Origin of the sequence: Ancylomarina sp. 16SWW S1-10-2, from assembly GCF_009669305.1 — a bacterium.
GTDB lineage: Bacteria > Bacteroidota > Bacteroidia > Bacteroidales > Marinifilaceae > Ancylomarina.
In genome coordinates, this window is record NZ_SADB01000001.1 from 140,940 (window position 1) to 164,307 (window position 23,368).

The window sequence follows — 23,368 nt, forward strand, 5'->3', positions numbered from 1 at the left end:
AGCAAAACTCACTTTCTTAATTTCATTTTCTCATTATGCAATACTTGAATCCAGTGTTGAATAACTAATGAATTATCTCGAGCTTTTAAAAACATGATTTGCGATGAAACATCATTTGAAGTTTTAAATAATCTCATTGCCTCTAAAATATTCTCTCTTGCCATATCCAATTCTTCTAAACTCTTATCTTCAAGCGAACTTTGATAATGTAAAATTAAAAACGCGTATCTATAATATTCAATAGCTCTATTATACTTGTTTGAAGCATTTGCTTTATAAATTTCGTTAGCCGTTTTAAGACATTTATCTCGAGTACTTAAGCTCTTATATTGCTTAAGGCTATCCAAGTAATTGTAATTGGGCTTTTTCTTCTCTAAAAAACTATTAATAATTTCATCTCCCATATTAAAAACAAAAAGAGGAACTGGCGTTTCTATAAACTGCCACATAGGTATAAGCGGAATATGACTTAAAACAAATTCATATGGATCAACCATATAAAATTCATTAGTACTCCTTTTTATTCCATAGTGTTCAAGATTTGCATAAGCCCACGTTAAATCAAAAAAGCGCCATTCGTTATTTATTTTAACCGCATTCCAAGAATGTGTTGCTCTATCCTGAAAAACTCCGTTCTTTGAAATATAACCACCAATAGTATAAGCTTCGATTCCGGACTGCAAACAAAAGAATTGGAAAAGATTAGAAAAACCTTCGCAAACAGCTTTCTTTTTTTTAAAAACACAAACTGGTGATGCGCAGTTATTAGAACCCATATAAAAATATATATGCTTGTCGTAAAGAAGCTCGACCTGATCTGAATATTTGATGTTTGTGATAATCCACATATAAAATGCCCTAATTCTTTCTTCATCATCAATGCCAATAGAATCGAGATATTGATGAAGATGTAATATATTATTCGATAAACTATCTGGTGTTTTTTTTACTTGACGATCAATTGATCCATATTTCCCAAAGGCAGGCTCTTGCGCATTAGAAAAACTAAAGGGTATACATAAAAACACAATAAGGATAATAGACTTTATATTGAGATTATAGACCATATGTCTAAAATAATAAAATTATAAAGACTATGACTTATATTTCAATTACAAAAGCATCTATTTAACATTATTCATTCATAATAATCTCGGGAATTGGCACATCGAAATTTTAAATGTACTTTTGCACAGATTTTTGGAAACTCAGCAAATTAATAAATAAAATATAACATGGCATTACAGTGTGGAATCGTAGGATTACCAAATGTTGGAAAATCCACTTTGTTTAATTGTTTGTCGAATGCAAAAGCACAATCGGCTAATTTCCCTTTTTGTACTATCGAGCCAAATGTAGGTGTAATTACAATACCTGATGATCGCTTGATTAGACTTACAGAATTGGTACAACCACAAAAGATACAGCCTTCGGTTATGGAGATTGTTGATATTGCAGGTTTGGTTAAAGGTGCAAGTAAAGGTGAAGGTTTAGGTAATAAATTCTTATCTAATATTCGCGAAACAAATGCGATTATTCACGTTTTACGTTGTTTCGAAAATGACAACATAGTACACGTTGATGGTTCGGTTGATCCTATTAGAGATAAAGAAACCATTGATATAGAGCTTCAGCTTAAAGACCTTGAGACTGTAGAAGCTAGGCTTCAAAAAGCGGCCAAAATCGCAAAAGTTGGTAAAAATCCAGAAGCTAAACGTTTAGCTGAAGTATTAGTTCGTTACATAGATGTTTTAATGCAAGGAAAATCGGCTCGTACTGTAGAACTAAGCGAAGCAGATGAGTTGGTATGTAAAGACCTACATTTATTAACAACCAAGCCAATATTATATGTATGTAATGTTGACGAAGCTTCAGTTCAAACAGGTAACTCATATGTTGATGCAGTAAAAGAAGCTGTAAAAGATGAAAATGCTGAGGTTATAATTGTTGGAGCTGGTATAGAGGCTGACATTGCTGAACTTGAGTCATACGAAGAAAAACAAATGTTCCTTGAAGACCTTGGTCTTAAAGAACCAGGCGTTAACAAATTAATAAAAGCGGCATTTAGCCTACTTGAACTTGAAACTTATTTCACTGCTGGTGTAAAAGAGGTTCGATCTTGGACATATCCTAAAGGTTCTAAGGCGCCACAAGCAGCGGGCGTTATACATACCGATTTTGAAAAAGGATTTATTCGTGCTGAGGTTATTAAGTACGAAGATTTTTCAAATTTAGGATCTGAAGCTGCCTGTAAAGAGGCAGGAAAGATGAATGTTGAAGGTAAAGACTATGTTGTTCAAGATGGAGACATCATGCATTTCCGATTCAATGTGTAACGAATTTGATTAGAAAACATTTATAGGCTGCCTTAAAAGGCAGCCTTTTTTTTAAAAAATGTTACATTTTCAACTTAACATCCTAATATTTCTATCTTTGCTTTAGAAAATAATTATTTACTATGCTTCGAACTTTATTACTTATAGGATTGGGAGGCTTCCTTGGCAGCATATCTAGATTCTTAATTACACTTGGTGTAAACCGAATATTTCAAACAATTTTACCTATTGGTACACTAGCCGTAAATGTACTAGGTTGTTTATTAATTGGAATAATTTACTCACTTGCAGAACAAAAAAACATAATAAGTCCAGAACTTAGAATCTTCCTAAGCGTTGGCTTTTGTGGGGGCTTTACGACCTTCTCTTCATTTATGTTCGAGGAATTTAGCTTGATGAAAACTGGAGACTTTCTTGTTTTTGCCTTTTATTTAGGAGCAAGTGTCTTTCTAGGCCTAATCGCCGTTTTTTTAGGTAGTCAAGTACACAAGCTGTTTTAATAAAAAAGTCATTCTCCAAAATCTATTTTGAAAGCATGAACATCAAATACACCATCTTAGGTTTTTTTCTAATCATTTGCAGCTTTTTAAAAGCTAATGCCCAAACTGATTCTATAAATAAACCTATAAACCAACAACCCAAACTGATAGTTGGAATCGTAATAGATCATTTAAGAAGTGATTACTTCGACAAATATGCTCATTTATTTTCTAAAGATGGTTTCAACAAAATAATTCAAAATGGTGCTTTCAGCTCTAATACTCAATATAACTACCAATACTCACAAACAGGCGTAGACCACGCTACAATTTTCACTGGAACACCGCCGGCCTGTCACGGAATAATTTCTCATGCATGGTTCAATCGAATTTCTGAAACAGCAGAAGCAGCAACCTACGATAAAAGATATCGAAAACTAGGCATAACAGATACAATCGCCTCAAAATCACCCCATAAACTTCTTGCTCCTACTTTAGGTGATTTCATGAAATTGAACAATCCATACTCAAGAGTAATCGGAGTTGCACTAAACAGCGAAGCTGCAATTTTTTCGGCTGGACATTCTGCAGATGCAGCTTACTGGTTAGATGGTGTTCAAGGTAAATTCACGAGCTCTTCTTATTACCAAGACACACTATTCAATTGGGTAAATGATTTTAATGCTACCGACTTACCTAATAAATATCTCAACAAACCATGGGTTCCTAAAGCTTTGGATGATAAGGGAAATTCAACTGACATTATAAAAGCAAAACTTAAGTTGAACGATTATTTTTATTACGATCTTAAAAAGGAAAAGAAAAAATATGGCTATCATGCAATTAAAAATTACCCTGCTGGTAATCTATTAATAAAAGATTTTGCTACTTCAACAATCATCAATGAAAATTTAGGAAAAGATGATGATTGTGACTTAATCACAATAAACTTCTCTTGTTTAGGCAATAACCATCGTAATTTCTCGCCTTATTCAGATGAAATGATAGACTGCATTACGAGACTCGATAAAAATATTGCTGATTTAATCACCTTTTTGGATGAGCAAGTTGGAATGGAAAATGTATTACTATTCATCACAGCTGATCAAGCAGCTAATTTCTTACAATCAGATCTTGAAAAACAACGTATTCCTCACGGATATTTTAGTTCATATAATGCCGTTGCCCTTCTGAAATCGTACTTTAACGTAACTTACGGATCTGGACAATGGATATTAGGTTACGATGCACAACAAATCTTCTTAAATAGAAAACTTATAGAGAACAAAAAACTAACACTAGAAGAGGTCCAAACAAAAGCGGCCAAATTTCTAGTTCAATTTTCTGGCGTATCAAAAGCAATTCCTGCACACAATTTAATACAAACGAACTACAGTCATGACGTTATGAATAAAATTCAGCGTTCATTCAATCATAAAAGATCGGGTGATGTGATAATTACTTTGGAACCAGGCTGGGTCAATCAAATAAAAAATGAAAGAGATCTTGTGGCACAGTACAGCCAATCGAGAAGAGTTCCCTTGTTTCTGTATGGATGGAAAATTAAAAATCAACAACTCAATCAGCAACTAGACATTGAAGATATTGTTCCCACTTTATCAAACTTCTTAAAAATAACTCCACCTTCGGGATGCATGGGAACACCAATTAAAGGATTAACCTATTAGGTTCTTTTTTGACAGCACCAAACCATCAAATAAGAATCAAAAGTCTGATGCTGAAAATTAAACTTCTTTGAATAATTTTTGCGTATAAACTCTCCAGAAAAAACAGATTGAGATGGTTTAAAAGGAAATATTTTCAACTCATCTATTAAAAGGGCGTCTTTTTTCCCATACAATTTTATCAGGCACTCCTTAGCACACCAGTGTTGATAAATATGTAATTGCTTATCAGCTTCCGAGATAAAGGATAATTCATCTTTACTCAAAAATCGATTACAAATTCGATATACTCGATCAGATAAGTATTCAATATCAAGAGCCATATCATGATCTAAACCAACCATAACACCAACGTATTCCTTACTATGAGAAATACTTATCTCATAATTAGAATTCACTAGTAAAGGCTTTCCATGTTCGTTATTTACAATAGTAATCCCCTTACCCAAAAGCTCTTGAACTAATATTCTAGTCGCAATAAATTCTTTTTTACGAGATAAACTTCCAAAAGAATCAAGTTTTATCCTATCCTCTTTATTCAGACTTACACATACCAATAGCTCATCAAGCTCCTCGGATATCTTCCAAAGAGCCATTTGACAACTTTCATTTAATTGGATATTCTTCACTAAAGGCATAAAATCTTCTTAAAGCTGTGTTAAGGATTACTTCCATTTAAGACTCTCCATAAGGTGTACAATATCCCTGTCGATATATTGTATAACAGGAGCCAATGAGTCGGAATTAGGATGATTGTTAAAGTATAGAGATCCCCTCAAAAAATGCTCTATACTATCAGTAGCAATAAACTGAACTGAACAAGCTGCATTTCCTTGAATACGATAAACCGTACCATAAACATTTTCCTGTTCGTTCATATAACTTGTACCATCTATAGCATCAGCTTTTATAGCATGCTCATAAACTAAGCGATGCGAATCTTCTAAATATTTGTCGAGATTCTCATTAACTTCCTTATAACTCAAATAGAGAGTTGCATTATAATTTGGATATTCAATATTTAACCAATACTTTTCTGCCAAACTACTTTTATCCTTTAAAACCTGTGCATTTTTTAAATATTCAAAACTAAAAGGGTAATTTTGATTCCACACCTCATATTTCTTCTCAGGAAATTCAATACGAAAATAGCCTTTGGGCTTTGGCATTGCCTTTTCTTTGCACGATATGGGTAAAAATGAGAAAATAACTAAAATTGACAAAATTATAATACGGGAATGCCTCAGCATACGAAATCAAATTTAAATTTATACGAGTTACAATTGGCATGAATTTAAAAGAAACTCACTTATCAAGACTTCAATTTAAATCAAAAAGCCAAAATTATATCTTAATTCTTTTTGGGAAGCCTAAAACGAATTTTCTTAATTCGTCGATTATCCACAGCTTCAATTATAAACTCAAAGCCATTATATATAAAAGTCTCTTTTTTATGAGGAATTTCACCTTTCATTTCAAGAATCAAACCTGCTAAAGTATCAGCATCACCCTTAACTTCATTAAACACATCATCATCAATATCAATCAATTTAAAAAAATCATTCAATAAAGTTTTACCCTCAAAAAGGTATGAACCATCATCTTCGAGAGAATAAAAGTCTTGTTCGTCATCAAGTTCATCTGTAATATCACCAACAATCTCCTCAAGTATATCTTCCAAACTAATTAAACCAGAAGTTCCTCCATATTCATCAACCACAATTGCCATATGGTTTTTCTTAGTCTGGAATTCTTCCAATAGGTCACTAATCTTCTTAGTATCAGGAACAAAATATGGTGGGCGAATTAAAGATTGCCACCTAAACGTATTCGGTTTATGATGATGTGGTAACAAATCCTTCACATATAAAATACCTTTCATATTATCAAAATCCCCATCATAAACGGGAATACGTGAAAATCCAGATTCAATAATCACCGATTTCAACTTGCTAAAGCTAGTATGGATATCAAGCGCAATAACATCAACACGAGCTTTCATTATCTCATCAACATTAATATTACCAAACTTGACAATTCCTTCAAGTATATCTTTTTCATCAGTAATCTCATCAGCAGTTAATTCAAGAGCCTGAGAAAGATCATCCATGGAAATGTTCTGTTTTTTTGAGATTCTCCTATTAACTAATGAAGTAGACTTTATCAAAATTGTTCCTAGAGGTCTAGATATTTTTTCTAAGAAAATGAGAGGTAAAGCCATATATCTCGAAAAACGAAGTGCAAATTGAGCCGCATAAACTTTAGGTATGATTTCGCCAAATAACAAAAGTAAAAATGTTACAACGACAACCTGAACAAAAAAGCCTATCGTTGGAGCCTGACTAAAATCAACCAATGAGAATGTTATATACGTTGAGAGAATAACAATTGCAATATTTACAAAATTATTCACAATAAGAATAGTTGCCAACAGTCTCTCTGGCATTCTTAAAAGCATTAATAGCTTTTTATTCTTATTCGTTTGAGTATCTTCAATCTCTCTCAAATTCTGAGGAGACAGGGAAAATACTGCAACTTCTGAACCAGAAATCAAAGCAGAAAAAAACAACAAAAGTACCATTGCACATATTTCAGCAATGATACTTAGGTTTAGGGGTTTAAAAACAATTTCTAAATTGTTTAATATCAATAACAAATCGTTGGTTTCCAACATTTAATTCAACAATATTTTAAAATGGTAGATCATCCGTTGCGTCCTCAGCAGCATTCGCTTCCGAAGACTGTGTTTGAGATTTCTCAACAACATTAGATGTCTGAACTTCCTTATCTCCTCTACTTCCAATGAATTTAAAAGAATCTACAAATATTTCAGTAGTATAACGTTTAATGCCTTCTTTATCTTCCCAAGAATTGCTTCTTAAACGTCCTTCAACATAAAGTAAATCACCTTTTTTTACGTGTTTTTCAGCCGTTTCTGCCAATTTACGCCATAAAACTAATCTATGCCATTCTGTTTGAGTGACCTTTTCTTCTTTACGTGTGTAAGTTTCGTTTGTAGCCAAACTTAATCGACATACAGCCACACCATTTTCAAGGTATTTAACATCTGGATCTGCTCCTACATTTCCAACTAAAATTACTTTATTAACTGACATATTGCTAATTTTTTAAATTTATATTAATAAAGTTATAAACTTTTTTAGACAGATAAAAATATTTTTATTCACATAAGGATTAACGTCTTGCTAAATATAACTCGATTGGTTTTGGTAATGGATAATCTAAAGACGATTCTCTATCTACAGAAATTAGAGAAGAAAAGATACTTATGTCATCAACTTTTACTTCTATAAATTCAATATGCAAATTCTGATGACTCAACTTGTGCACCTTAGACACTAAATGATCCTTAACGTGAATCGTTACATCATCAAAAAAAGAACACCAAGCTTCAGAATCGATCAAATCTACTAAATCTATTTTATTATCAGCTTCAATTAATGGAAATTCAAACATTTTTCTCCAAATATCATCATCACTTCTCTGCTGCAATAAAAACCGTTCTTCATCATGTATATATAAGTAGTAAAAATATCTGTCTCTAATTTTAATCTTTTTCTTCTTCACGGGTAATGAACTTTGTTCCCCATTTATATAAGCAAAACATTGTGCTTGAATTGGACAATCTTCGCATTTAGGATTTTTAGAAGTACAGCATAAGGCTCCAAACTCAATTATAGCCTGATTATATATATAAGGTGCTGCATTATCCATTAGCTCATTTGCCAAGGTTTGAAATACTTTTTTCCCTTGAGAAGAATTTGTCAGCTCATAAATACCAAAAATACGAGCCAAAACACGATAAACATTTCCATCAACAGCCGCTTTGGGTAAATTAAATGCAAAAGCCGATATAGCAGATGCCGTATAAACACCTATTCCTTTCAATTTTAAAATCTCATCAAACGAACTTGGGAAAACACCATCATAATCGGACACTATAGTCCTAGCGGCTTGATGTAAGCTTCTTGCTCTAGAATAATATCCTAATCCTTGCCAATGATTTAAAACCTCTTGTTCGGTCGCAGAAGCTAAGTCATTAATCGTGGGAAAATTACTCATAAATCGGTGATAATAATCAATAACCGTAGCGACTTGAGTTTGCTGTAACATGATTTCTGAAATCCAAATATTGTATGGATTAGTGATGTTTCTCCAAGGCAAATCCCGCTTATTGGATTCATACCAGTTTATAATTTCGCTATTCAACATACACATAGATTGTTACACAATTATTTTTTTTTGTAGATTTCACACAAAAATAGTGCTTTCGATTTCTTTAATAAAGAGAAATCATATATATTTGCATTCTGATTTTGAGAAAAAACTGTTGTATATAATTGATAATTAAAGAATTTTTAAGAGATGACTAAAGCAGATATTGTTAACGAGATTTCTAAAAACACGGGAATTGAGAAAATTACAGTACAAAAAACTGTTGAGGCCTTCATGGATACTATCAAAGGTTCACTTGTTAAAGGTAAAAACGTGTATTTAAGAGGTTTTGGAAGTTTTATCGTTAAGAAAAGAGCAGAGAAAACTGCAAGAAACATTTCTAAAAACACAACTATTATTATTCCTGAGCACTTTATTCCGTCATTTAAACCGGCGAAGACTTTCGTAAGTAAAGTAAAGACAAATGTAAAGTAGTCTCAGATTTTAAAAACAAATTTTAATATATTTAAGTTATGCCAAGCGGAAAAAAGAGAAAAAGACATAAGATGGCTACGCACAAGCGTAAAAAAAGATTAAGAAAAAATCGTCATAAGAAAAAATAATTCTTATCACGCTTATTAGTAAGAGTATAATGTATAAACCTAAAGAACTTTTTAGTACTTTAGGTTTATCTATTTGTAATAATTAAGTATTTTTTGAATTTAATATAGGAGCTTTCAAGTGAGTAATGAACTTGTAATTGATGTACAACCTAATGAAATTGTGATTGCATTGCTTAATAATAAGCAATTAGTCGAAGTTTCTAAGGAAAAAAGCAATATACAATTTGCTGTTGGCGATATTTATCTAGGTAAAGTGAAAAAGATTATGCCTGGTTTAAATGCTGCTTTTGTGGACGTTGGGTATGAAAAGGATGCTTTCCTTCATTATCTTGACTTGGGGCATCAATTCCTTACATTAAATAAATTTTTACAACAAGCTATTGCACGTAAAGGTAAAGGGATGTCAATTTCTAGAATGAAATTGGAACCCGATATCGACAAAAACGGGAAAATTAATGATATCTTAAAATCTGGACAATATATTCTTGTACAGATTGCTAAAGAACCTATTTCCACTAAAGGACCACGTTTATGTTCAGAGATTTCACTTGCTGGACGTAATGTCGTTTTAATGCCTTTTTCTGATAAAGTATCTATTTCTCAGAAATTAAAATCCACCGAAGAAAAAACCAGACTTAAGCAATTATTACAAAGTATTAAACCCAAAAATTATGGTGTTATAGTACGTACAGTTGCTGAAGGGAAACGCGTAGCTGAACTAGACAAAGAACTTCGTGGGTTAATCGGACGATGGGAAGATTCCTTCCTAAACATTCGTGATATCACGCCTCCTGGTTTAGTGTTAGGTGAAATGAATCGCACAACGTCTATACTTCGTGATATTCTAAATTCATCATTCGAAAGTATTTCTGTAAACGATGCTAGTGCTGCTGCTGATATCAAACAATATATAGCGAGTATCGCACCTGAAAAAGAAAAAATTGTAAAACACATTAAAGGTGAACTTCCAATTTTTGACCAATTAGGTATCGATAAACAAATCAAATCATCATTCGGTAAAACAGTTTCGTTTAAAAGCGGCGCTTACCTTATCATTGAACACACCGAAGCATTTCATGTTATCGATGTCAATTCGGGGAATCGATCAAAAGCTGGAAACGATCAAGAAACCAATGCTCTTGAAGTAAATATAGCTGCAGCTCAAGAAGTAGCACGTCAATTACGTCTTCGTGATATGGGTGGTATTATTGTTATTGATTTTATTGACATGCATTCAGCTGAAAATCGTCATAAGCTTTTCGAAAAGATGAAAGAAATGATGAGTGAGGATCGTACCAAACACAACATTCTTCCTTTAAGTAAGTTTGGTTTAATGCAGATCACTCGTCAACGTGTTCGTCCAGAGATGCATATGGCTGTTCAAGAAAAATGTCCTACATGCCAAGGTTCTGGAGAAATTTCTCCAACAGTATTACTTACCGATCAAATTGAAGATCAACTAGCAAGTATCGTTGAAAAATCAAAAGAAAAAGAATTAACACTTAAGGTTCACCCTTTTGTAGCTGCTTATATCAATCAAGGTTTCTTTAAGACCTTACGTCGCAAATGGCAATCGACATTCGGCATTCGTTTAAAAGTTAAAGCAATTCCATCATATGATTTAATCATGTACCGATTTAGTGATAAAAATAATCACAACATTAAATAAAATTTCTTCCTAGAAATTAAAATAAAAACAATCTACAAAAAAGGCCTGTGAACTTATTCACTGGCCTTTTTTTGTACCCCATAGTCTCGTATTAATAAGCTCCATACTAAAAAAGAACAGTATAAAAACACAAAACAACAAAAGGCCATCTTACTTAGATGGCCTCTTAATACATTATAGAATAAAAGTTAGCTTAGTTAACTTCAAATTTTCCAACTGAAAGAAATTCAATTGCTGCTTCAATATCTTTGTACATAACTCTATCCTTATCGTTAAAAGTTACAGCAGTTCTAAATTCCTTAAGGAATGACTCTAAGAATGGAGATGATTTTCCTGGACGACGTAAATCAATAGCTTGAGCAGCATTCATTAACTCTATAGCTAAAATACGCTCTAGGTTATCAGCAACTAATAAAGTTTTAGTCGCAGCGTTACCACCCATACTCACGTGATCTTCCTGCTCGTTTGAAGAAGGAATTGAATCAACAGAACATGGTGTACACAATTGTTTATTTTGACTTACTATAGATGCTGCTGCATATTGAGGAATCATGAAACCTGAATTCAATCCGGAATCAGAAATCAAGAATTCTGGAAGATCTCTATCTCCAGAAATTAAACGGTAAGTTCTACGCTCAGAAATACTACCTAGTTCGGCTAAAGCAATACACATAAAATCAAGAACTAAAGCCAATGGCTGTCCGTGAAAGTTACCACCAGACAAAATCATATCTTCTTCGACAAAAATTGTTGGATTATCAGTAACTGAATTGATTTCAGTCTCAACAACACTAGCTACATAGTTAATCGCATCTTTTGATGCTCCATGAACCTGTGGCATACAACGAAACGAATATGGATCCTGTACATTCTTCTTCTCATTAGCAATAAACTCACTACCCTCAAGAAGTGTACGAATATTTCGAGCTGTTTCAATCTGTCCATTGTGTGGACGAGCTTCGTGTATTGGAGACAAAAAAGGATCAATTCGTCCATCGTAACCTTCTAGTGAAATAGCACCAATAATATCAGCATATTTCACCAATTTAAATGCCTTAAGTAATGCATAAACAGCATGAGCACTCATAAACTGAGTCCCATTCAATAAAGCTAAACCTTCTTTAGCACCTAATTTAATAGGCTCCCATCCAAACATTTTCAATATTTCAGCAGAAGGACGAATTTCATCTTCATAGATCACTTCACCTTCGCCAAATAAAGGTAAAAATAGATTAGCCAATGGAGCTAAGTCACCCGATGCACCTAGTGAACCTAAATGACGTACAACAGGAAGGACATCACTGTTGTACATATCGATAATACGCTGAACAGTTTCAATTTGAACACCCGATTTGCCCAATGATAAGGCATGTGCTTTAAGTAAAAGCATTAAACGAATGACGTCTTCAGGTATAACGTTACCCAAACTACAAGCGTGAGACATAACAAGGTTAGACTGAAGCTGACTTAGATCTTCTTCAGGAATCGAAATCTTACACAGAGATCCAAATCCTGTAGTGATACCATAAATAGGCTTATCAGCCTTAGCAATAGTAGCATCAAGGTATGCTTTACAATCAATAATCAATTTTTTTGACTCTTCTGATAATTCAAGCTTGTAGCCTTTTTCAAGGATTTCTTCAAGTTTAGAGAATGTTAATTTCTCCGGACTAATAAAGTGAATATTAGACATGTTGTATTTTGTATTTAGTGTTTTGTATATTAAATGTATTTCAAAAATGATGTATAAATAATGCCTATTCATACATCATAGCATCAACAATAAAAAATATCCTATTGTTGAAAACTTAGGTTCCACAAAAACTCAGGGGCAACGAATGTCACCACCTATAGTCTCTACGGCTCTATCTTGTAATAATTTAAATACCATTAAATTCCAAATATCATATCCATAGTGATACCACGATTTTAATCTAATTGAACTCGATGGTGCAAGCTAAGCTAATTTTTCGATTAAAGCTTCAGGCGTAAGTTTTATTTGATCACCCGTTTCCATATCTTTTAAACTCAATAAACCTTCTTCCATCTCCATTTCACCAACCATTATCACAAACGGAATATGTTTGTCATTGGCATAATTCATTTGTTTTTTCATTTTAGCAGAATCAGGGAAAATCTCAGCCTTCACTCCCTTAGCTCTTAAACGTGCTAAAATTGGTAAACAATATTTTTCTTCTTTCTCACCAAAATTAACAAACATAATCTTTGTAGTACTCACTGTCTCTGCAGGAAATTTATCCATTTGTTCAAGCACATCGTAAATACGATCGGCACCAAAAGAGATACCCACACCCGAAACATCCTTCAATCCAAATATCCCAGTTAAATCGTCGTAACGACCACCACCTGTTATACTTCCAAACTCCATATCTTTCGATTTTACTTCGAAGATAGCGCCTGTATAATAATTCAACCCACGGGCAAGAGTCAAATCCATCTCTACTTCAGTACTTACGTCAAGATCGGCTAAATATGAAAATACAGTTTCCAATTCTTTTACACCTTTCATTCCAACTTCCGAAGCAGCAAGTACCACTTTCAACTTAGCCAGTTTCTCAGTATTGGTCCCCGATAAAAGGATAATTGGCTGAAGCGTATCAATTGCTTCTTGAGGAATACCCTTCTCTAGCATCTCCAAATTCACATTATCCAAGCCAATTTTATCCAGTTTGTCTATAGCTACTGTAATATCAATAATTCTTTCAGCCTCGCCAATAATCTCTGCAATACCAGCAAGAACTTTACGATTATTAAGTTTTACAAGTATATTTAGCTTTAAACGCTTATACACTTCATCAACTATTTGGATCAACTCCACTTCGTTCAATAAAGAATTACTACCAACAACATCAACATCGCACTGATAGAACTCCCTATAACGACCTTTTTGTGGACGGTCAGCTCTCCAAACGGGCTGTATCTGATAACGCTTGAAAGGAAAAGATATATCGTTACGATGCTGCACAACGTAACGAGCAAAAGGAACAGTTAGATCGTAACGTAAACCTTTTTCACTTATTTTATTAGTTAACTTTAGCGAATTACGTGCTTCAAGAACTTCAGGTCTTACTTTAGAGATAAAATCTCCTGAATTAAGGACCTTAAATAACAATTTATCACCTTCTTCGCCATACTTGCCCATTAGGGTAGACAAATTTTCCATCGATGGTGTTTCGATGGGCATAAAACCATAGAGTTGAAACACCTCTTTTATGGTATCGAATATGTAATTTCGCTTCACCATTTCAACAGGTGAGAAATCTCTCGTTCCCTTAGGAATTGACGGTTTTTGAGCCATTTATTTTCTTTTTATTGGTTAATGTGTTTATATTTTTTGAATAGAAATCTTCTTTTCTTGTCTTCTACAGACTATAGAATAAATTTCGCCATCAAATTATAATACAAAAATATTAAATATTTTCAGAGTTCCCACCCTTTATATAAAAGCTCTATACTTCGTGTTAAAACAAAAAAAAAGTATCTGTTTCCTGATACTTATATAATTTTGAATTAAGAACGATTGACTCGCCTAAATATATTAGCAAGAAAGTCGAGTAACATGCCTAAAACTAAAGGGTAAAACCAAGCTTTCAATTCAAATCCTATCAATAAAACTACCGATACAATAAATAAAATATTTACAGTTGTTTTAGTATACTCAAACAGATGCCAATTGCTTAAACCTTGCTTTATTAATAAGAAAAGTTGTACAAAAGCATAAGTTAACAAACCTATCGAGATTATAATATTCCCAAAGATCAAGTGATTGTATAAGCGATAACCGCCAATAAAAATTAAAGCCAATCCTATAAAATAGATCAGCTTATAAATTGAAAATGATGACATTTTTTTGATAATAAGTTAATTTGATGAGATGATAATTATACAATGCTCAAGTGATCGAAGTACAGTTAATGAGCTAACAAAGAAGGATTATTGAGCTTGCCGAAGCATTATTGAATAAACTTAATACTCATAGGATACTCAAATTCTTCATTATTTAATGTTTTAACAACAGCGATTATCACAAGAATAAGATTCAATAAACCGAGTACAATTAGGGCTAATATCCCAATAATAACAAAAACAAGAATAAAAGCAACAAGCATATAAATCGTAAATGAAATTTGAAAATTTAGTGCTTTTTTTCCTTCTCGATTAACCAATTCCGATTCGTCCTTACGCATACTCCATAAAATGAGAGGCACAATAATATTCCCAAATGGAATAAAATTGACTAAGCCACCCAAGTGACAAAACATAGCCCAATTTCTTTCTTCGTGTGGTGTTCTAAAGTATGTCATGTTTTTTTTGTTTTAAATTAATACGAGCAATTTACAAAAACAAAGAGAAGAAAACCAATCCGTTCTCTTCCCTCAATTATAAGTTAATAAAATTAATCTGCTATCAGTTTCTTATATCTGATACGCTTAGGTCCAACATCTCCCAACCGCTTTTTCTTATTAATCTCGTAATCGCTATAACCACCTTCGAAGAATTGTACATGAGAATCGCCTTCGAAAGCGAGTATATGCGTTGCAATACGATCGAGAAACCAACGGTCGTGAGAAATAACCACGGCACAACCTGCAAAATTCTCCAAGCCCTCTTCAAGAGCACGAAGCGTGTTCACATCTATATCATTGGTAGGCTCATCGAGTAAAAGAACGTTAGCTTCTTCCTTAAGCGTTAGAGCCAAGTGTAAGCGGTTACGTTCACCTCCCGATAATACACCGCATTTCTTTTCTTGATCGGCACCAATAAAATTAAATCGTCCTACATAGGCACGAGCATTTAGCGTACGACCATCAATATTCATTAAATCAGCACCACCAGAAATAACTTCATATACCGTTTTCTCAGGATCGATGGCAGCATGCTGTTGATCGACATAACCAACCTTCACCGTTTCGCCCACTTCGAATGTTCCTTTATCTGGTGTTTCAAGCCCCATTATCATTCTAAAAAGGGTTGTTTTACCTGCACCATTAGGTCCGATTATACCTACAATACCTGCAGGAGGCAATTCGAATTCTAAATTTTCGTACAACAATTTAGTCCCATATCCCTTGGAAACACCTTTAACTTGAATAACCTTATTACCCAAACGAGGACCATTAGGAATAAAGATTTCTAACTTCTCTTCCTTCTGCTTTAAATCTTCGTTCATCATATTATCGTAAGCATTCAAACGGGCTTTATTCTTAGCCTGACGAGCTTTAGGAGCCATACGAACCCACTCCAACTCGCGCTCAAGAGTTTTACGATGCTTACTAGCCGTTTTTTCCTCATTAGCCATACGCTTAGTCTTCTGATCTAACCATTCGCTATAATTCCCTTTCCAAGGAATACCTTCACCACGATCCAATTCAAGAATCCAACCAGCTACATTATCTAAGAAATAACGGTCGTGAGTAATACTGATAACAGTTCCTTTATATTGAGCAAGATGTTGCTCTAACCATTCAACAGATTCAGCATCCAAATGGTTAGTTGGCTCATCAAGAAGAAGTATATCTGGTTCTTGTAATAATAAACGACAAAGTGCAACACGACGACGCTCTCCTCCTGATAAATGTTTCACTATAGCATCACCTTCAGGACAACGAAGCGCATCCATTGCACGTTCGAGTTTTGTATCCAGATTCCAAGCATCAAAATGATCTATTTTCTCTTGAAGCTCGGCCTGCTCATCCATTACAGCTTGCATCTTATCTGGATTATCCAATACTTCAGGATCACCAAACTTCAAATTAACTGCTTCGTAAGCTGCCAGACAATCTACAATCTCTTGTACACCTTCTTCAACAACTTGTCTAACAGTTTTAGTATCATCCAAGTCTGGCTCCTGAGCTAAATAACCAATATTGTGATCTTTAGACCAGACAACATGTCCATCATAGGAAGGTTCCAGTCCTGCAATAATTTTTATCAACGTAGATTTACCTGATCCATTAAGACCAATAATTCCAATCTTCGCTCCATAGAAAAAAGAAAGGTTGATATTATTCAATACTTTTTTTTGAGATGAAAAAGTTTTGCTAACTCTCTCCATCGAAAAAATAATCTTCTTATCGTCTGCCATTTATATATATTTTAATTCTATTTCAAAATTTAAAGATTGATAATAGATATTAAGTCTCTATAATCGGTACTTAACTATCAATCTCACACAAAAATAAAAAAACTAATGGAGTGTTCTATTTAAAATCTATTTTGCTTAAATAAAAAAGTATAAAACAATTTTGTTTAAAGATTTCAAACAATCATAGTAAGATAATCTATCAGGTAAGATACTCAATTCTAATATTTAATCAGTTATAAAAACGACATCAGACTCAAGTAAAAGCGTATATAAGAAACAATGAGTAGGGTTGCAATCAAATATAAATTACTGAATACTTGAAAAGGTCAAATCTAGAATCAAAATGTTGCTTATAAAGGAACTAATAGAAAAACTATTAAAATTAATTTAAAGTAAAAGGTGGGAAAACTAAATTTACAAAAAATGGAAGAAAGCTATTGAAATCTAATTATCAATCTGATATTAACTAAAAAACTCCTATAAATGATGATCTGGAACTAAAGATAGACAAATGTCTTTCAAAGTCATTTTTTGACTTTAACTATAATATTTTCAGATAGAAAATATATAAAAAATGAAATAAAAAAAAAGAGGAGTCTAACGACTCCTCTTTCTATAATATGTGGGTACTAATCATTAGCATCCAAAAACAGCGTTATCTCCCAATTCTTCTTCAATACGAAGAAGTTGGTTGTATTTAGCCATACGATCAGAACGGCTCAAAGAACCTGTTTTAATTTGACCAGAGTTAGTTGCAACAGCGATATCAGCGATAGTAGCATCTTCAGTTTCACCAGAACGGTGAGAAGTTACTGAAGTATAACCAGCACGGTGAGCCATTTCAATAGCATTTAAAGTTTCTGTTAAAGTACCAATTTGGTTAACTTTAATCAAAATAGAGTTAGCAGCTTTAAGCTCAATTCCTTTAGCTAAATAATCAACGTTAGTTACGAATAAATCGTCACCTACGATTTGACATTTGTCACCAATAAGAGCATTTAAAGCAACCCATCCGTCCCAATCACCTTCATCCATACCATCTTCAATAGAATCGATAGGATACTTAGCAATAAGTTCAGCTAGGTAAGCAGCTTGCTCATCAGAATTTCTTTTAGCGCCATTAGGTTCAAAAATACTGTAATCATATACACCATCTTTGAAAAATTCAGAAGCAGCACAATCCATAGCGATTGAAACATCACCACCATCTTCTTTACGACCAGCTTTGTAACCAGCGTTTTTGATAGCAGTAAGAATACATTCAATAGCATCCTCAGTACCAGCCAACATTGGAGCGAATCCTCCTTCGTCACCTACAGCAGTAGAAAGACCTTTTCCTTTAAGAACTTTAGCAAGAGCGTGAAATACTTCAGCACCCATTCTTAAAGCCTCACGGAAACATGTAGCTCCAATAGGACGAATCATGAACTCTTGGAATGCGATAGTTGCATCAGAGTGAGATCCACCATTAACGATATTCATCATTGGAACTGGAAGGACATTAGCATTAGCACCACCAATATAACGATACAATGGTAACTCAGAATATAGAGCAGCAGCTTTAGCGGCAGCTAAAGAAACACCTAACATTGCGTTAGCACCTAATTTAGATTTAGTTTTTGTACCGTCAAGAGCGATCATAGCTTTATCGATAGCAACTTGGTTAGTAGCATCCATACCTAAAATAACAGGAGCAATAACATTGTTTACATTGTCAACCGCTTTTAACACACCTTTTCCTAAGTAACGAGATTTATCTCCGTCACGAAGCTCTAATGCTTCATTTTCACCAGTTGAAGCTCCAGAAGGAACACCGGCACGACCCATATCACCACTTAAAAGTGTAACTTCAACTTCGATAGTAGGATTTCCACGTGAATCAAGAATTTCACGACCATGAATCTTTACAATTTCTGACATTTCTGACATAACTTACGGTATTTATATATTATAAAAGTAATGATAGTAACTATTTTGTTTTCAGTCCTAAAGGTCACCATTAAAAATCACATATGCGCAATATTTCCTCAACAAATTTAAGGCAATCTCCGCAAACGTTAGCAAACACTACAGGACACTAAAAAAGGGATAAAGTAAAACTTTATCCCTTTGAATATATGAAAGGAAAGATTACTCTTTACCTTTTTCTTCTTTAGCTTCTGAAACTTCAGTAGGAGCTTCAGCTTTCTTAGTGCTTTTTCTTCTACGTGTCGTTTTCTTAACTTCAGCTTTTTTCTCTGTTACGTAAGTCGCATTGAAATCAACTAGTTCGATAATACACATTTCTGCGTTATCTCCTAAACGATTTCCTGTCTTAAGAATACGAGTATAACCTCCGTTACGAGTCGCAACCTTAACAGCAACTTCTCTAAACAATTCAGTAACGGCTTCTTTTTGCTTTAAATAGCTAAAAACAACACGTCGTGAATGAGTAGTATCTTCCTTACCCTTAGTAATCAATGGCTCTACATACATTCTTAAAGCTTTCGCTTTAGCAGTAGTAGTACTGATTCTTTTATGTAAGATTAAAGAAGACGCCATATTTGAAAGCATAGCCTTTCTGTGGGCAGCTTTTCTTCCTAGGTGATTAAATTTCTTTCTATGTCTCATTTTACCTTATTCCTTATCTAATTTATACTTAGAAATATCCATACCGAAAGTAAGATTCAATGATTCTAATAAATCATCTAATTCAGTTAGGGATTTCTTACCAAAGTTTCTAAATTTCAATAGGTCGTTTCTGTTAAATTGAACTAATTCTCCTAATGTATCAACATCAGCAGCTTTTAAACAGTTCAATGCTCTTACAGAAAGATCCATATCTACCAATTTAGTTTTAAGAAGTTGACGCATATGCAATACCTCTTCATCAAACTCTTCATTTGCAAACTTCTCATCAGTGTCAAGAGTAATCTTTTCATCTGAGAATAGCATGAAGTGATAAATAAGAATTTTCGCAGCTTCTTTTAACGCTTCTTTAGGATGAATTGAACCATCAGTAGTAATTTCGAAAATCAACTTTTCATAGTCAGTCTTCTGTTCTACACGGTAATTCTCAACATCAAACTTAACGTTCTTAATTGGTGTGTGAATAGCATCAATTGGAATGACTCCAAATTCAGCATCAACTGGTTTATTCTCTATAGAAGGAATATACCCACGACCTTTATTGATAGTTAAATCCAATTGTAATTTGGCAGAGCTATCCAATCTACAAATCACAAGCTCAGGATTCAACACTTCGAAACCAGTTAGAAACTTGTTGATATCGCCTGCTGTAAAAGTATCTTGATCAGAAATGGTAACTGTTACCAACTCGCTATCTACTTCTTCAACCTTTTGTTTAAACCGAACTTGTTTAAAGTTCAGGATCATTTCGGTTACATCCTCAATAACACCTGGTACAGTAGAAAACTCATGATCAACACCTTGAACCTTAATAGTAGTAATAGCATACCCCTCTAGAGAAGAAAGTAATATTCTTCTTAAGGCGTTACCTATTGTAATACCATATCCTGGCTCTAATGGACGAAATTCGAATTTTCCAAATCTATCGTCAGCGTCGAGCATAATAACTTTGTCCGGTTTTTGGAAAGCTAATATTGCCATAAAATATTGATTAACTATTTTTATTTAGAATACAATTCAACGATTAACTGCTCCTTGATGTTCTCAGGAATCTCAGTTCTTTCTGGAATGTTTAAAAACTTGCCACTAAGGGAAGTATTATCCCACTCCAACCAAGATGCTTGGTTGTATCTTGCAGTAGATAAAGAATCGGTAATAGCAATTAGAGACTTCGATTTTTCACGAACTCCTACGATATCCCCACCTTTTACTGAAAATGAAGCGATATTACAAACCTGACCGTTTACAGTAATATGTTTGTGGCTAACCAACTGACGAGCAGCTGATCTTGTTGGAGCAACGCCTAATCTATAAACAACGTTATCTAAACGACATTCTAGGAGTTGTAACAATACTTCACCAGTAATACCTTTACTTGCTGCAGCCTTTTTAAATAAGTTAGAGAATTGTTTTTCTAATACACCGTAAGTGTATTTTACTTTTTGTTTCTCTTTTAACTGAACCCCATATTCAGACATTTTATTTCTTCTACGGCTGTTACCGTGTTGTCCTGGAGGGTAGTTTTTATTTTCAAATGCCTTATCAGGTCCAAAAATTGGCTCTCCAAATTTTCTAGCAATTTTACTCTTTGGTCCTATATATCTAGCCATCTCTTATTAAATTTAATTTTTTTACGTTAAGTGACTTAAAAAGTTATCGGTTTTTAAAAAGGCCGCTGTTCTTGAGAGGATATCAAAAGAAAAAAAAACCGAACGAAATTTAAGCTGAATTTTAATTATACTCTACGTCTCTTAGGTGGTCGACAACCGTTATGAGGTAGAGGTGTTACGTCGATGATTTCTGCGATATCAATTCCGCAAGAATTCACGGCGCGGATAGCAGATTCACGTCCATTACCAGGACCTTTAACGTATGCTTTGACTTTTCTCAAACCTAAATCATGAGCTTTTTTAGCACAATCGGATGCTGCTTGTTGAGCTGCATATGGAGTATTCTTTTTAGAACCTCTAAATCCCATTTTACCGGCCGAAGACCAAGAAATAACCTGACCAGTATTATTGGTCATTGAGATAATAATGTTGTTGAATGATGAGTGGATGTGCACTTGTCCTAATGCTTCAACCTTAACAACTTTCTTTTTAACTGATACTGACTTCTTTGCCATAACTTAAAAATTATTTAGTTGCTTTCTTTTTGTTAGCAACTGTTTTTCTCTTACCCTTTCTAGTACGGGAGTTATTTTTAGTTCTCTGTCCGCGCAATGGTAAACCAACACGGTGGCGAATCCCTCTATAACATCCAATATCCATCAAACGCTTAATATTCAGTTGGTTTAAAGAACGCAATTCACCTTCTACTGTGAATTTTTCGTTAATAGCCTGACGAATCTTTCCAGCTTCATCATCTGTCCAGTCCTTAACCTGAGTATCTGGATTAACTCCAGCTTCATCAAGGATTTGTTTTGCGGCGCTTCTACCAATTCCAAAGATGTAAGTTAAACTAATAACTCCTCTTTTGTTTTGAGGCAAATCGACTCCAACAATTCTAGCCATAAAATTATTTATTTATTTAATTACAAATTAACTTAATTATCCTTGACGTTGTTTAAACTTAGGATTCTTCTTATTAATCACATACAAACGTCCTTTTCTTCTAACGATCTTACAATCTTCAGAACGTTTCTTTACAGATGCTCTTACCTTCATTTTATCGAAATTTAATTTTTGTATCTAAAAGTAATTCGCCCTTTAGTAAGATCATAAGGTGACATTTCAACTTTAACCTTATCCCCAGGCAAGATCTTAATATAGTGCATTCTCATTTTTCCAGAGATATGTGCTGTTATCACATGTCCATTCTCGAGCTCTACACGAAACATAGCATTTGATAATGCTTCGGTAATGGTACCGTCTTGTTCTATTGAAGGCTGTTTAGCCATAAGTAATAATTGTATTATATGTTATTATATTCCTCAATAAATTCAAAACTAAAAAGGATTTGAGTTTCATCATCACTAACTACAAAAGTGCAGTAAAATATGCAGAAGGTAAACCATCTGCGGTGATAAACACCAAACCATCTTCATTCTAGTAAACATCTTTCGTTCTTAAATCAATCATAGATTAATAAAAATACTAAACCACTTTTCAATTTCAGATCTCTAAACTATTTACCAAAACTGGAACCTCAGGATCATCTTAAAACCCTTACCAATTCCGTGTTTTACCATTCCTAACACATCAGAAAAATATTTTTCTTATATATTTTTGAATGGTATAGCCGAAATCACACAAAAGTTATCATTCGACTGCTTTAGTTATGCCTTTACAAAGACCTTCCTTAGTTACTTTTAGTAACGATTTAATTTCAAGTTTTACTTCATCTACTTAGATGCATATGGTAAATCAACATGAAAGTTAATTAACAACACATCATAATAGCAAGATAAAATATCACCATCTTTCAATTTATAGGAAGACGGAATACCATCTACAAGTTGTTTGTCTAATGACATACACATTGTATTTTGGAACCCATCGTAACCAAGGAATCCTGATTTAAAATCATAATCCCTTATATATTCTTCAGCAATTTGACCAACGTTAGAGTGATATGCTAGGGCATTTATCTTTAAGATTTCTCTAAAAGTCGTAGCCACCAGCATGTTACTTTTTCAAGTAACGCTATCTCCTCCTCAGTTTTGTG

General features: G+C 33.7%; 24 protein-coding genes and 1 pseudogene. 5 read left to right on the plus strand and 20 right to left on the minus strand.

Annotated features, from left to right (window positions below; all coding sequences use genetic code 11):
- Positions 1-8: 8 nt before the first annotated feature.
- The gene (locus EMN46_RS00610; protein WP_154198739.1) at positions 9-1,067 is read right to left on the minus strand and encodes a transglutaminase domain-containing protein; all 1,059 of its coding nucleotides are present in this window, start codon (positions 1,065-1,067) and stop codon (positions 9-11) included.
- Between the two features lie 168 nt (positions 1,068-1,235).
- Here EMN46_RS00610 and ychF point away from each other — a divergent pair, with 168 nt between their 5' ends.
- The 3 genes from ychF (at position 1,236) to EMN46_RS00625 (ending at position 4,503) form a co-directional block, all read left to right on the plus strand.
- A complete protein-coding gene (gene ychF / locus EMN46_RS00615) occupies positions 1,236-2,336 on the plus strand; it encodes a redox-regulated ATPase YchF (protein WP_154198740.1) in 1,101 nt (366 codons plus the stop codon).
- Between the two features lie 122 nt (positions 2,337-2,458).
- Entirely contained in the window at positions 2,459-2,836 is a 378-nt protein-coding gene (gene crcB, locus EMN46_RS00620) for a fluoride efflux transporter CrcB (RefSeq protein ID WP_154198741.1), read from the plus strand.
- A 35-nt stretch (positions 2,837-2,871) separates the two neighbouring features.
- Positions 2,872-4,503, plus strand: coding sequence for an alkaline phosphatase family protein (locus EMN46_RS00625; RefSeq protein ID WP_154198742.1), 1,632 nt, complete (start codon positions 2,872-2,874; stop codon positions 4,501-4,503).
- Here EMN46_RS00625 and EMN46_RS00630 read toward each other — a convergent pair.
- The 5 genes from EMN46_RS00630 to mutY form a co-directional block, all read right to left on the minus strand.
- Positions 4,500-5,138, minus strand: coding sequence for a 4'-phosphopantetheinyl transferase superfamily protein (locus EMN46_RS00630; protein ID WP_154198743.1), 639 nt, complete (start codon positions 5,136-5,138; stop codon positions 4,500-4,502). The genes EMN46_RS00625 and EMN46_RS00630 overlap by 4 nt on opposite strands.
- 27 nt (positions 5,139-5,165) lie before the next feature.
- Complete coding sequence (gene gldD, locus EMN46_RS00635; RefSeq protein WP_154198744.1) at positions 5,166-5,750, minus strand: gliding motility lipoprotein GldD; 585 nt, start codon at positions 5,748-5,750, stop codon at positions 5,166-5,168.
- Positions 5,751-5,851: 101 nt separating this feature from the next.
- A complete protein-coding gene (gene gldE / locus EMN46_RS00640) occupies positions 5,852-7,174 on the minus strand; it encodes a gliding motility-associated protein GldE (protein WP_154198745.1) in 1,323 nt (440 codons plus the stop codon).
- Between the two features lie 16 nt (positions 7,175-7,190).
- Complete coding sequence (locus EMN46_RS00645) at positions 7,191-7,616, minus strand: single-stranded DNA-binding protein (protein WP_154198746.1); 426 nt, start codon at positions 7,614-7,616, stop codon at positions 7,191-7,193.
- A gap of 79 nt (positions 7,617-7,695) precedes the next feature.
- On the minus strand, positions 7,696-8,733 hold the full coding sequence (gene mutY, locus EMN46_RS00650; protein WP_195715150.1) for an A/G-specific adenine glycosylase: 1,038 nt from the start codon (positions 8,731-8,733) through the stop codon (positions 7,696-7,698).
- A 153-nt stretch (positions 8,734-8,886) separates the two neighbouring features.
- Here mutY and EMN46_RS00655 point away from each other — a divergent pair, with 153 nt between their 5' ends.
- Together EMN46_RS00655 and EMN46_RS00660 are read left to right on the plus strand one after the other, a co-directional pair.
- Entirely contained in the window at positions 8,887-9,171 is a 285-nt protein-coding gene (locus EMN46_RS00655) for an HU family DNA-binding protein (protein ID WP_125030273.1), read from the plus strand.
- A gap of 246 nt (positions 9,172-9,417) precedes the next feature.
- The gene (locus EMN46_RS00660) at positions 9,418-10,968 is read left to right on the plus strand and encodes an Rne/Rng family ribonuclease (RefSeq protein ID WP_368667474.1); all 1,551 of its coding nucleotides are present in this window, start codon (positions 9,418-9,420) and stop codon (positions 10,966-10,968) included.
- Positions 10,969-11,161: 193 nt separating this feature from the next.
- Here the strand turns inward: EMN46_RS00660 and hutH are convergent, their stop codons facing one another.
- The 14 genes and pseudogenes from hutH to EMN46_RS00730 form a co-directional block, all read right to left on the minus strand.
- Complete coding sequence (gene hutH, locus EMN46_RS00665) at positions 11,162-12,661, minus strand: histidine ammonia-lyase (RefSeq protein ID WP_154198748.1); 1,500 nt, start codon at positions 12,659-12,661, stop codon at positions 11,162-11,164.
- A 264-nt stretch (positions 12,662-12,925) separates the two neighbouring features.
- Positions 12,926-14,287: a histidine--tRNA ligase gene (gene hisS, locus EMN46_RS00670; RefSeq protein WP_154198749.1), complete on the minus strand. Its 1,362-nt coding sequence runs from the start codon at positions 14,285-14,287 to the stop codon at positions 12,926-12,928.
- A 212-nt stretch (positions 14,288-14,499) separates the two neighbouring features.
- Positions 14,500-14,835, minus strand: coding sequence for a hypothetical protein (locus EMN46_RS00675; protein ID WP_154198750.1), 336 nt, complete (start codon positions 14,833-14,835; stop codon positions 14,500-14,502).
- A 107-nt stretch (positions 14,836-14,942) separates the two neighbouring features.
- Positions 14,943-15,293, minus strand: a complete 351-nt coding sequence (locus EMN46_RS00680) for a DUF4870 domain-containing protein (RefSeq protein ID WP_154198751.1) — start codon at positions 15,291-15,293, stop codon at positions 14,943-14,945.
- A gap of 92 nt (positions 15,294-15,385) precedes the next feature.
- The gene (ettA, locus tag EMN46_RS00685) at positions 15,386-17,074 is read right to left on the minus strand and encodes an energy-dependent translational throttle protein EttA (RefSeq protein ID WP_154198752.1); all 1,689 of its coding nucleotides are present in this window, start codon (positions 17,072-17,074) and stop codon (positions 15,386-15,388) included.
- Between the two features lie 636 nt (positions 17,075-17,710).
- On the minus strand, positions 17,711-18,994 hold the full coding sequence (gene eno, locus EMN46_RS00690; RefSeq protein WP_154199015.1) for a phosphopyruvate hydratase: 1,284 nt from the start codon (positions 18,992-18,994) through the stop codon (positions 17,711-17,713).
- Positions 18,995-19,333: 339 nt separating this feature from the next.
- Positions 19,334-19,684 (minus strand): annotated as a pseudogene (gene rplQ, locus EMN46_RS00695) (50S ribosomal protein L17); the annotation flags it as partial.
- A gap of 6 nt (positions 19,685-19,690) precedes the next feature.
- Positions 19,691-20,683, minus strand: a complete 993-nt coding sequence (locus EMN46_RS00700; protein ID WP_154198754.1) for a DNA-directed RNA polymerase subunit alpha — start codon at positions 20,681-20,683, stop codon at positions 19,691-19,693.
- A 20-nt stretch (positions 20,684-20,703) separates the two neighbouring features.
- Positions 20,704-21,312 (minus strand): 30S ribosomal protein S4, encoded by a 609-nt coding sequence (gene rpsD / locus EMN46_RS00705; RefSeq protein ID WP_154198755.1) that lies wholly within the window; start codon positions 21,310-21,312, stop codon positions 20,704-20,706.
- A 125-nt stretch (positions 21,313-21,437) separates the two neighbouring features.
- Complete coding sequence (rpsK, locus tag EMN46_RS00710; protein ID WP_154198756.1) at positions 21,438-21,827, minus strand: 30S ribosomal protein S11; 390 nt, start codon at positions 21,825-21,827, stop codon at positions 21,438-21,440.
- A gap of 10 nt (positions 21,828-21,837) precedes the next feature.
- Entirely contained in the window at positions 21,838-22,215 is a 378-nt protein-coding gene (gene rpsM, locus EMN46_RS00715; protein WP_154198757.1) for a 30S ribosomal protein S13, read from the minus strand.
- 36 nt (positions 22,216-22,251) lie between these two features.
- A complete protein-coding gene (gene ykgO, locus EMN46_RS00720; protein WP_054714088.1) occupies positions 22,252-22,368 on the minus strand; it encodes a type B 50S ribosomal protein L36 in 117 nt (38 codons plus the stop codon).
- Positions 22,369-22,379: 11 nt separating this feature from the next.
- The gene (infA, locus tag EMN46_RS00725; RefSeq protein ID WP_054714084.1) at positions 22,380-22,601 is read right to left on the minus strand and encodes a translation initiation factor IF-1; all 222 of its coding nucleotides are present in this window, start codon (positions 22,599-22,601) and stop codon (positions 22,380-22,382) included.
- 444 nt (positions 22,602-23,045) lie between these two features.
- A complete protein-coding gene (locus EMN46_RS00730) occupies positions 23,046-23,327 on the minus strand; it encodes a hypothetical protein (RefSeq protein ID WP_154198758.1) in 282 nt (93 codons plus the stop codon).
- Positions 23,328-23,368 lie beyond the last annotated feature (41 nt).

Excerpts from the sequence above, each read along its gene's own strand:
- EMN46_RS00610 (WP_154198739.1), bottom strand. The coding sequence starts at position 1,067 with ATGGTCTATAATCTCAATATAAAGTCTATTATCCTTATTGTGTTTTTA.
- ychF (WP_154198740.1), top strand. The coding sequence starts at position 1,236 with ATGGCATTACAGTGTGGAATCGTAGGATTACCAAATGTTGGAAAATCC.
- crcB (WP_154198741.1), top strand. The coding sequence starts at position 2,459 with ATGCTTCGAACTTTATTACTTATAGGATTGGGAGGCTTCCTTGGCAGC.
- EMN46_RS00625 (WP_154198742.1), top strand. The coding sequence starts at position 2,872 with ATGAACATCAAATACACCATCTTAGGTTTTTTTCTAATCATTTGCAGC.
- EMN46_RS00630 (WP_154198743.1), bottom strand. The coding sequence starts at position 5,138 with ATGCCTTTAGTGAAGAATATCCAATTAAATGAAAGTTGTCAAATGGCT.
- gldD (WP_154198744.1), bottom strand. The coding sequence starts at position 5,750 with ATGCTGAGGCATTCCCGTATTATAATTTTGTCAATTTTAGTTATTTTC.
- gldE (WP_154198745.1), bottom strand. The coding sequence starts at position 7,174 with ATGTTGGAAACCAACGATTTGTTATTGATATTAAACAATTTAGAAATT.
- EMN46_RS00645 (WP_154198746.1), bottom strand. The coding sequence starts at position 7,616 with ATGTCAGTTAATAAAGTAATTTTAGTTGGAAATGTAGGAGCAGATCCA.
- mutY (WP_195715150.1), bottom strand. The coding sequence starts at position 8,733 with ATGTTGAATAGCGAAATTATAAACTGGTATGAATCCAATAAGCGGGAT.
- EMN46_RS00655 (WP_125030273.1), top strand. The coding sequence starts at position 8,887 with ATGACTAAAGCAGATATTGTTAACGAGATTTCTAAAAACACGGGAATT.
- hutH (WP_154198748.1), bottom strand. The coding sequence starts at position 12,661 with ATGTCTAATATTCACTTTATTAGTCCGGAGAAATTAACATTCTCTAAA.
- hisS (WP_154198749.1), bottom strand. The coding sequence starts at position 14,287 with ATGGCTCAAAAACCGTCAATTCCTAAGGGAACGAGAGATTTCTCACCT.
- EMN46_RS00675 (WP_154198750.1), bottom strand. The coding sequence starts at position 14,835 with ATGTCATCATTTTCAATTTATAAGCTGATCTATTTTATAGGATTGGCT.
- EMN46_RS00680 (WP_154198751.1), bottom strand. The coding sequence starts at position 15,293 with ATGACATACTTTAGAACACCACACGAAGAAAGAAATTGGGCTATGTTT.
- ettA (WP_154198752.1), bottom strand. The coding sequence starts at position 17,074 with ATGGCAGACGATAAGAAGATTATTTTTTCGATGGAGAGAGTTAGCAAA.
- eno (WP_154199015.1), bottom strand. The coding sequence starts at position 18,994 with ATGTCAGAAATTGTAAAGATTCATGGTCGTGAAATTCTTGATTCACGT.
- EMN46_RS00700 (WP_154198754.1), bottom strand. The coding sequence starts at position 20,683 with ATGGCAATATTAGCTTTCCAAAAACCGGACAAAGTTATTATGCTCGAC.
- rpsD (WP_154198755.1), bottom strand. The coding sequence starts at position 21,312 with ATGGCTAGATATATAGGACCAAAGAGTAAAATTGCTAGAAAATTTGGA.
- rpsK (WP_154198756.1), bottom strand. The coding sequence starts at position 21,827 with ATGGCAAAGAAGTCAGTATCAGTTAAAAAGAAAGTTGTTAAGGTTGAA.
- rpsM (WP_154198757.1), bottom strand. The coding sequence starts at position 22,215 with ATGGCTAGAATTGTTGGAGTCGATTTGCCTCAAAACAAAAGAGGAGTT.
- ykgO (WP_054714088.1), bottom strand. The coding sequence starts at position 22,368 with ATGAAGGTAAGAGCATCTGTAAAGAAACGTTCTGAAGATTGTAAGATC.
- infA (WP_054714084.1), bottom strand. The coding sequence starts at position 22,601 with ATGGCTAAACAGCCTTCAATAGAACAAGACGGTACCATTACCGAAGCA.
- EMN46_RS00730 (WP_154198758.1), bottom strand. The coding sequence starts at position 23,327 with ATGCTGGTGGCTACGACTTTTAGAGAAATCTTAAAGATAAATGCCCTA.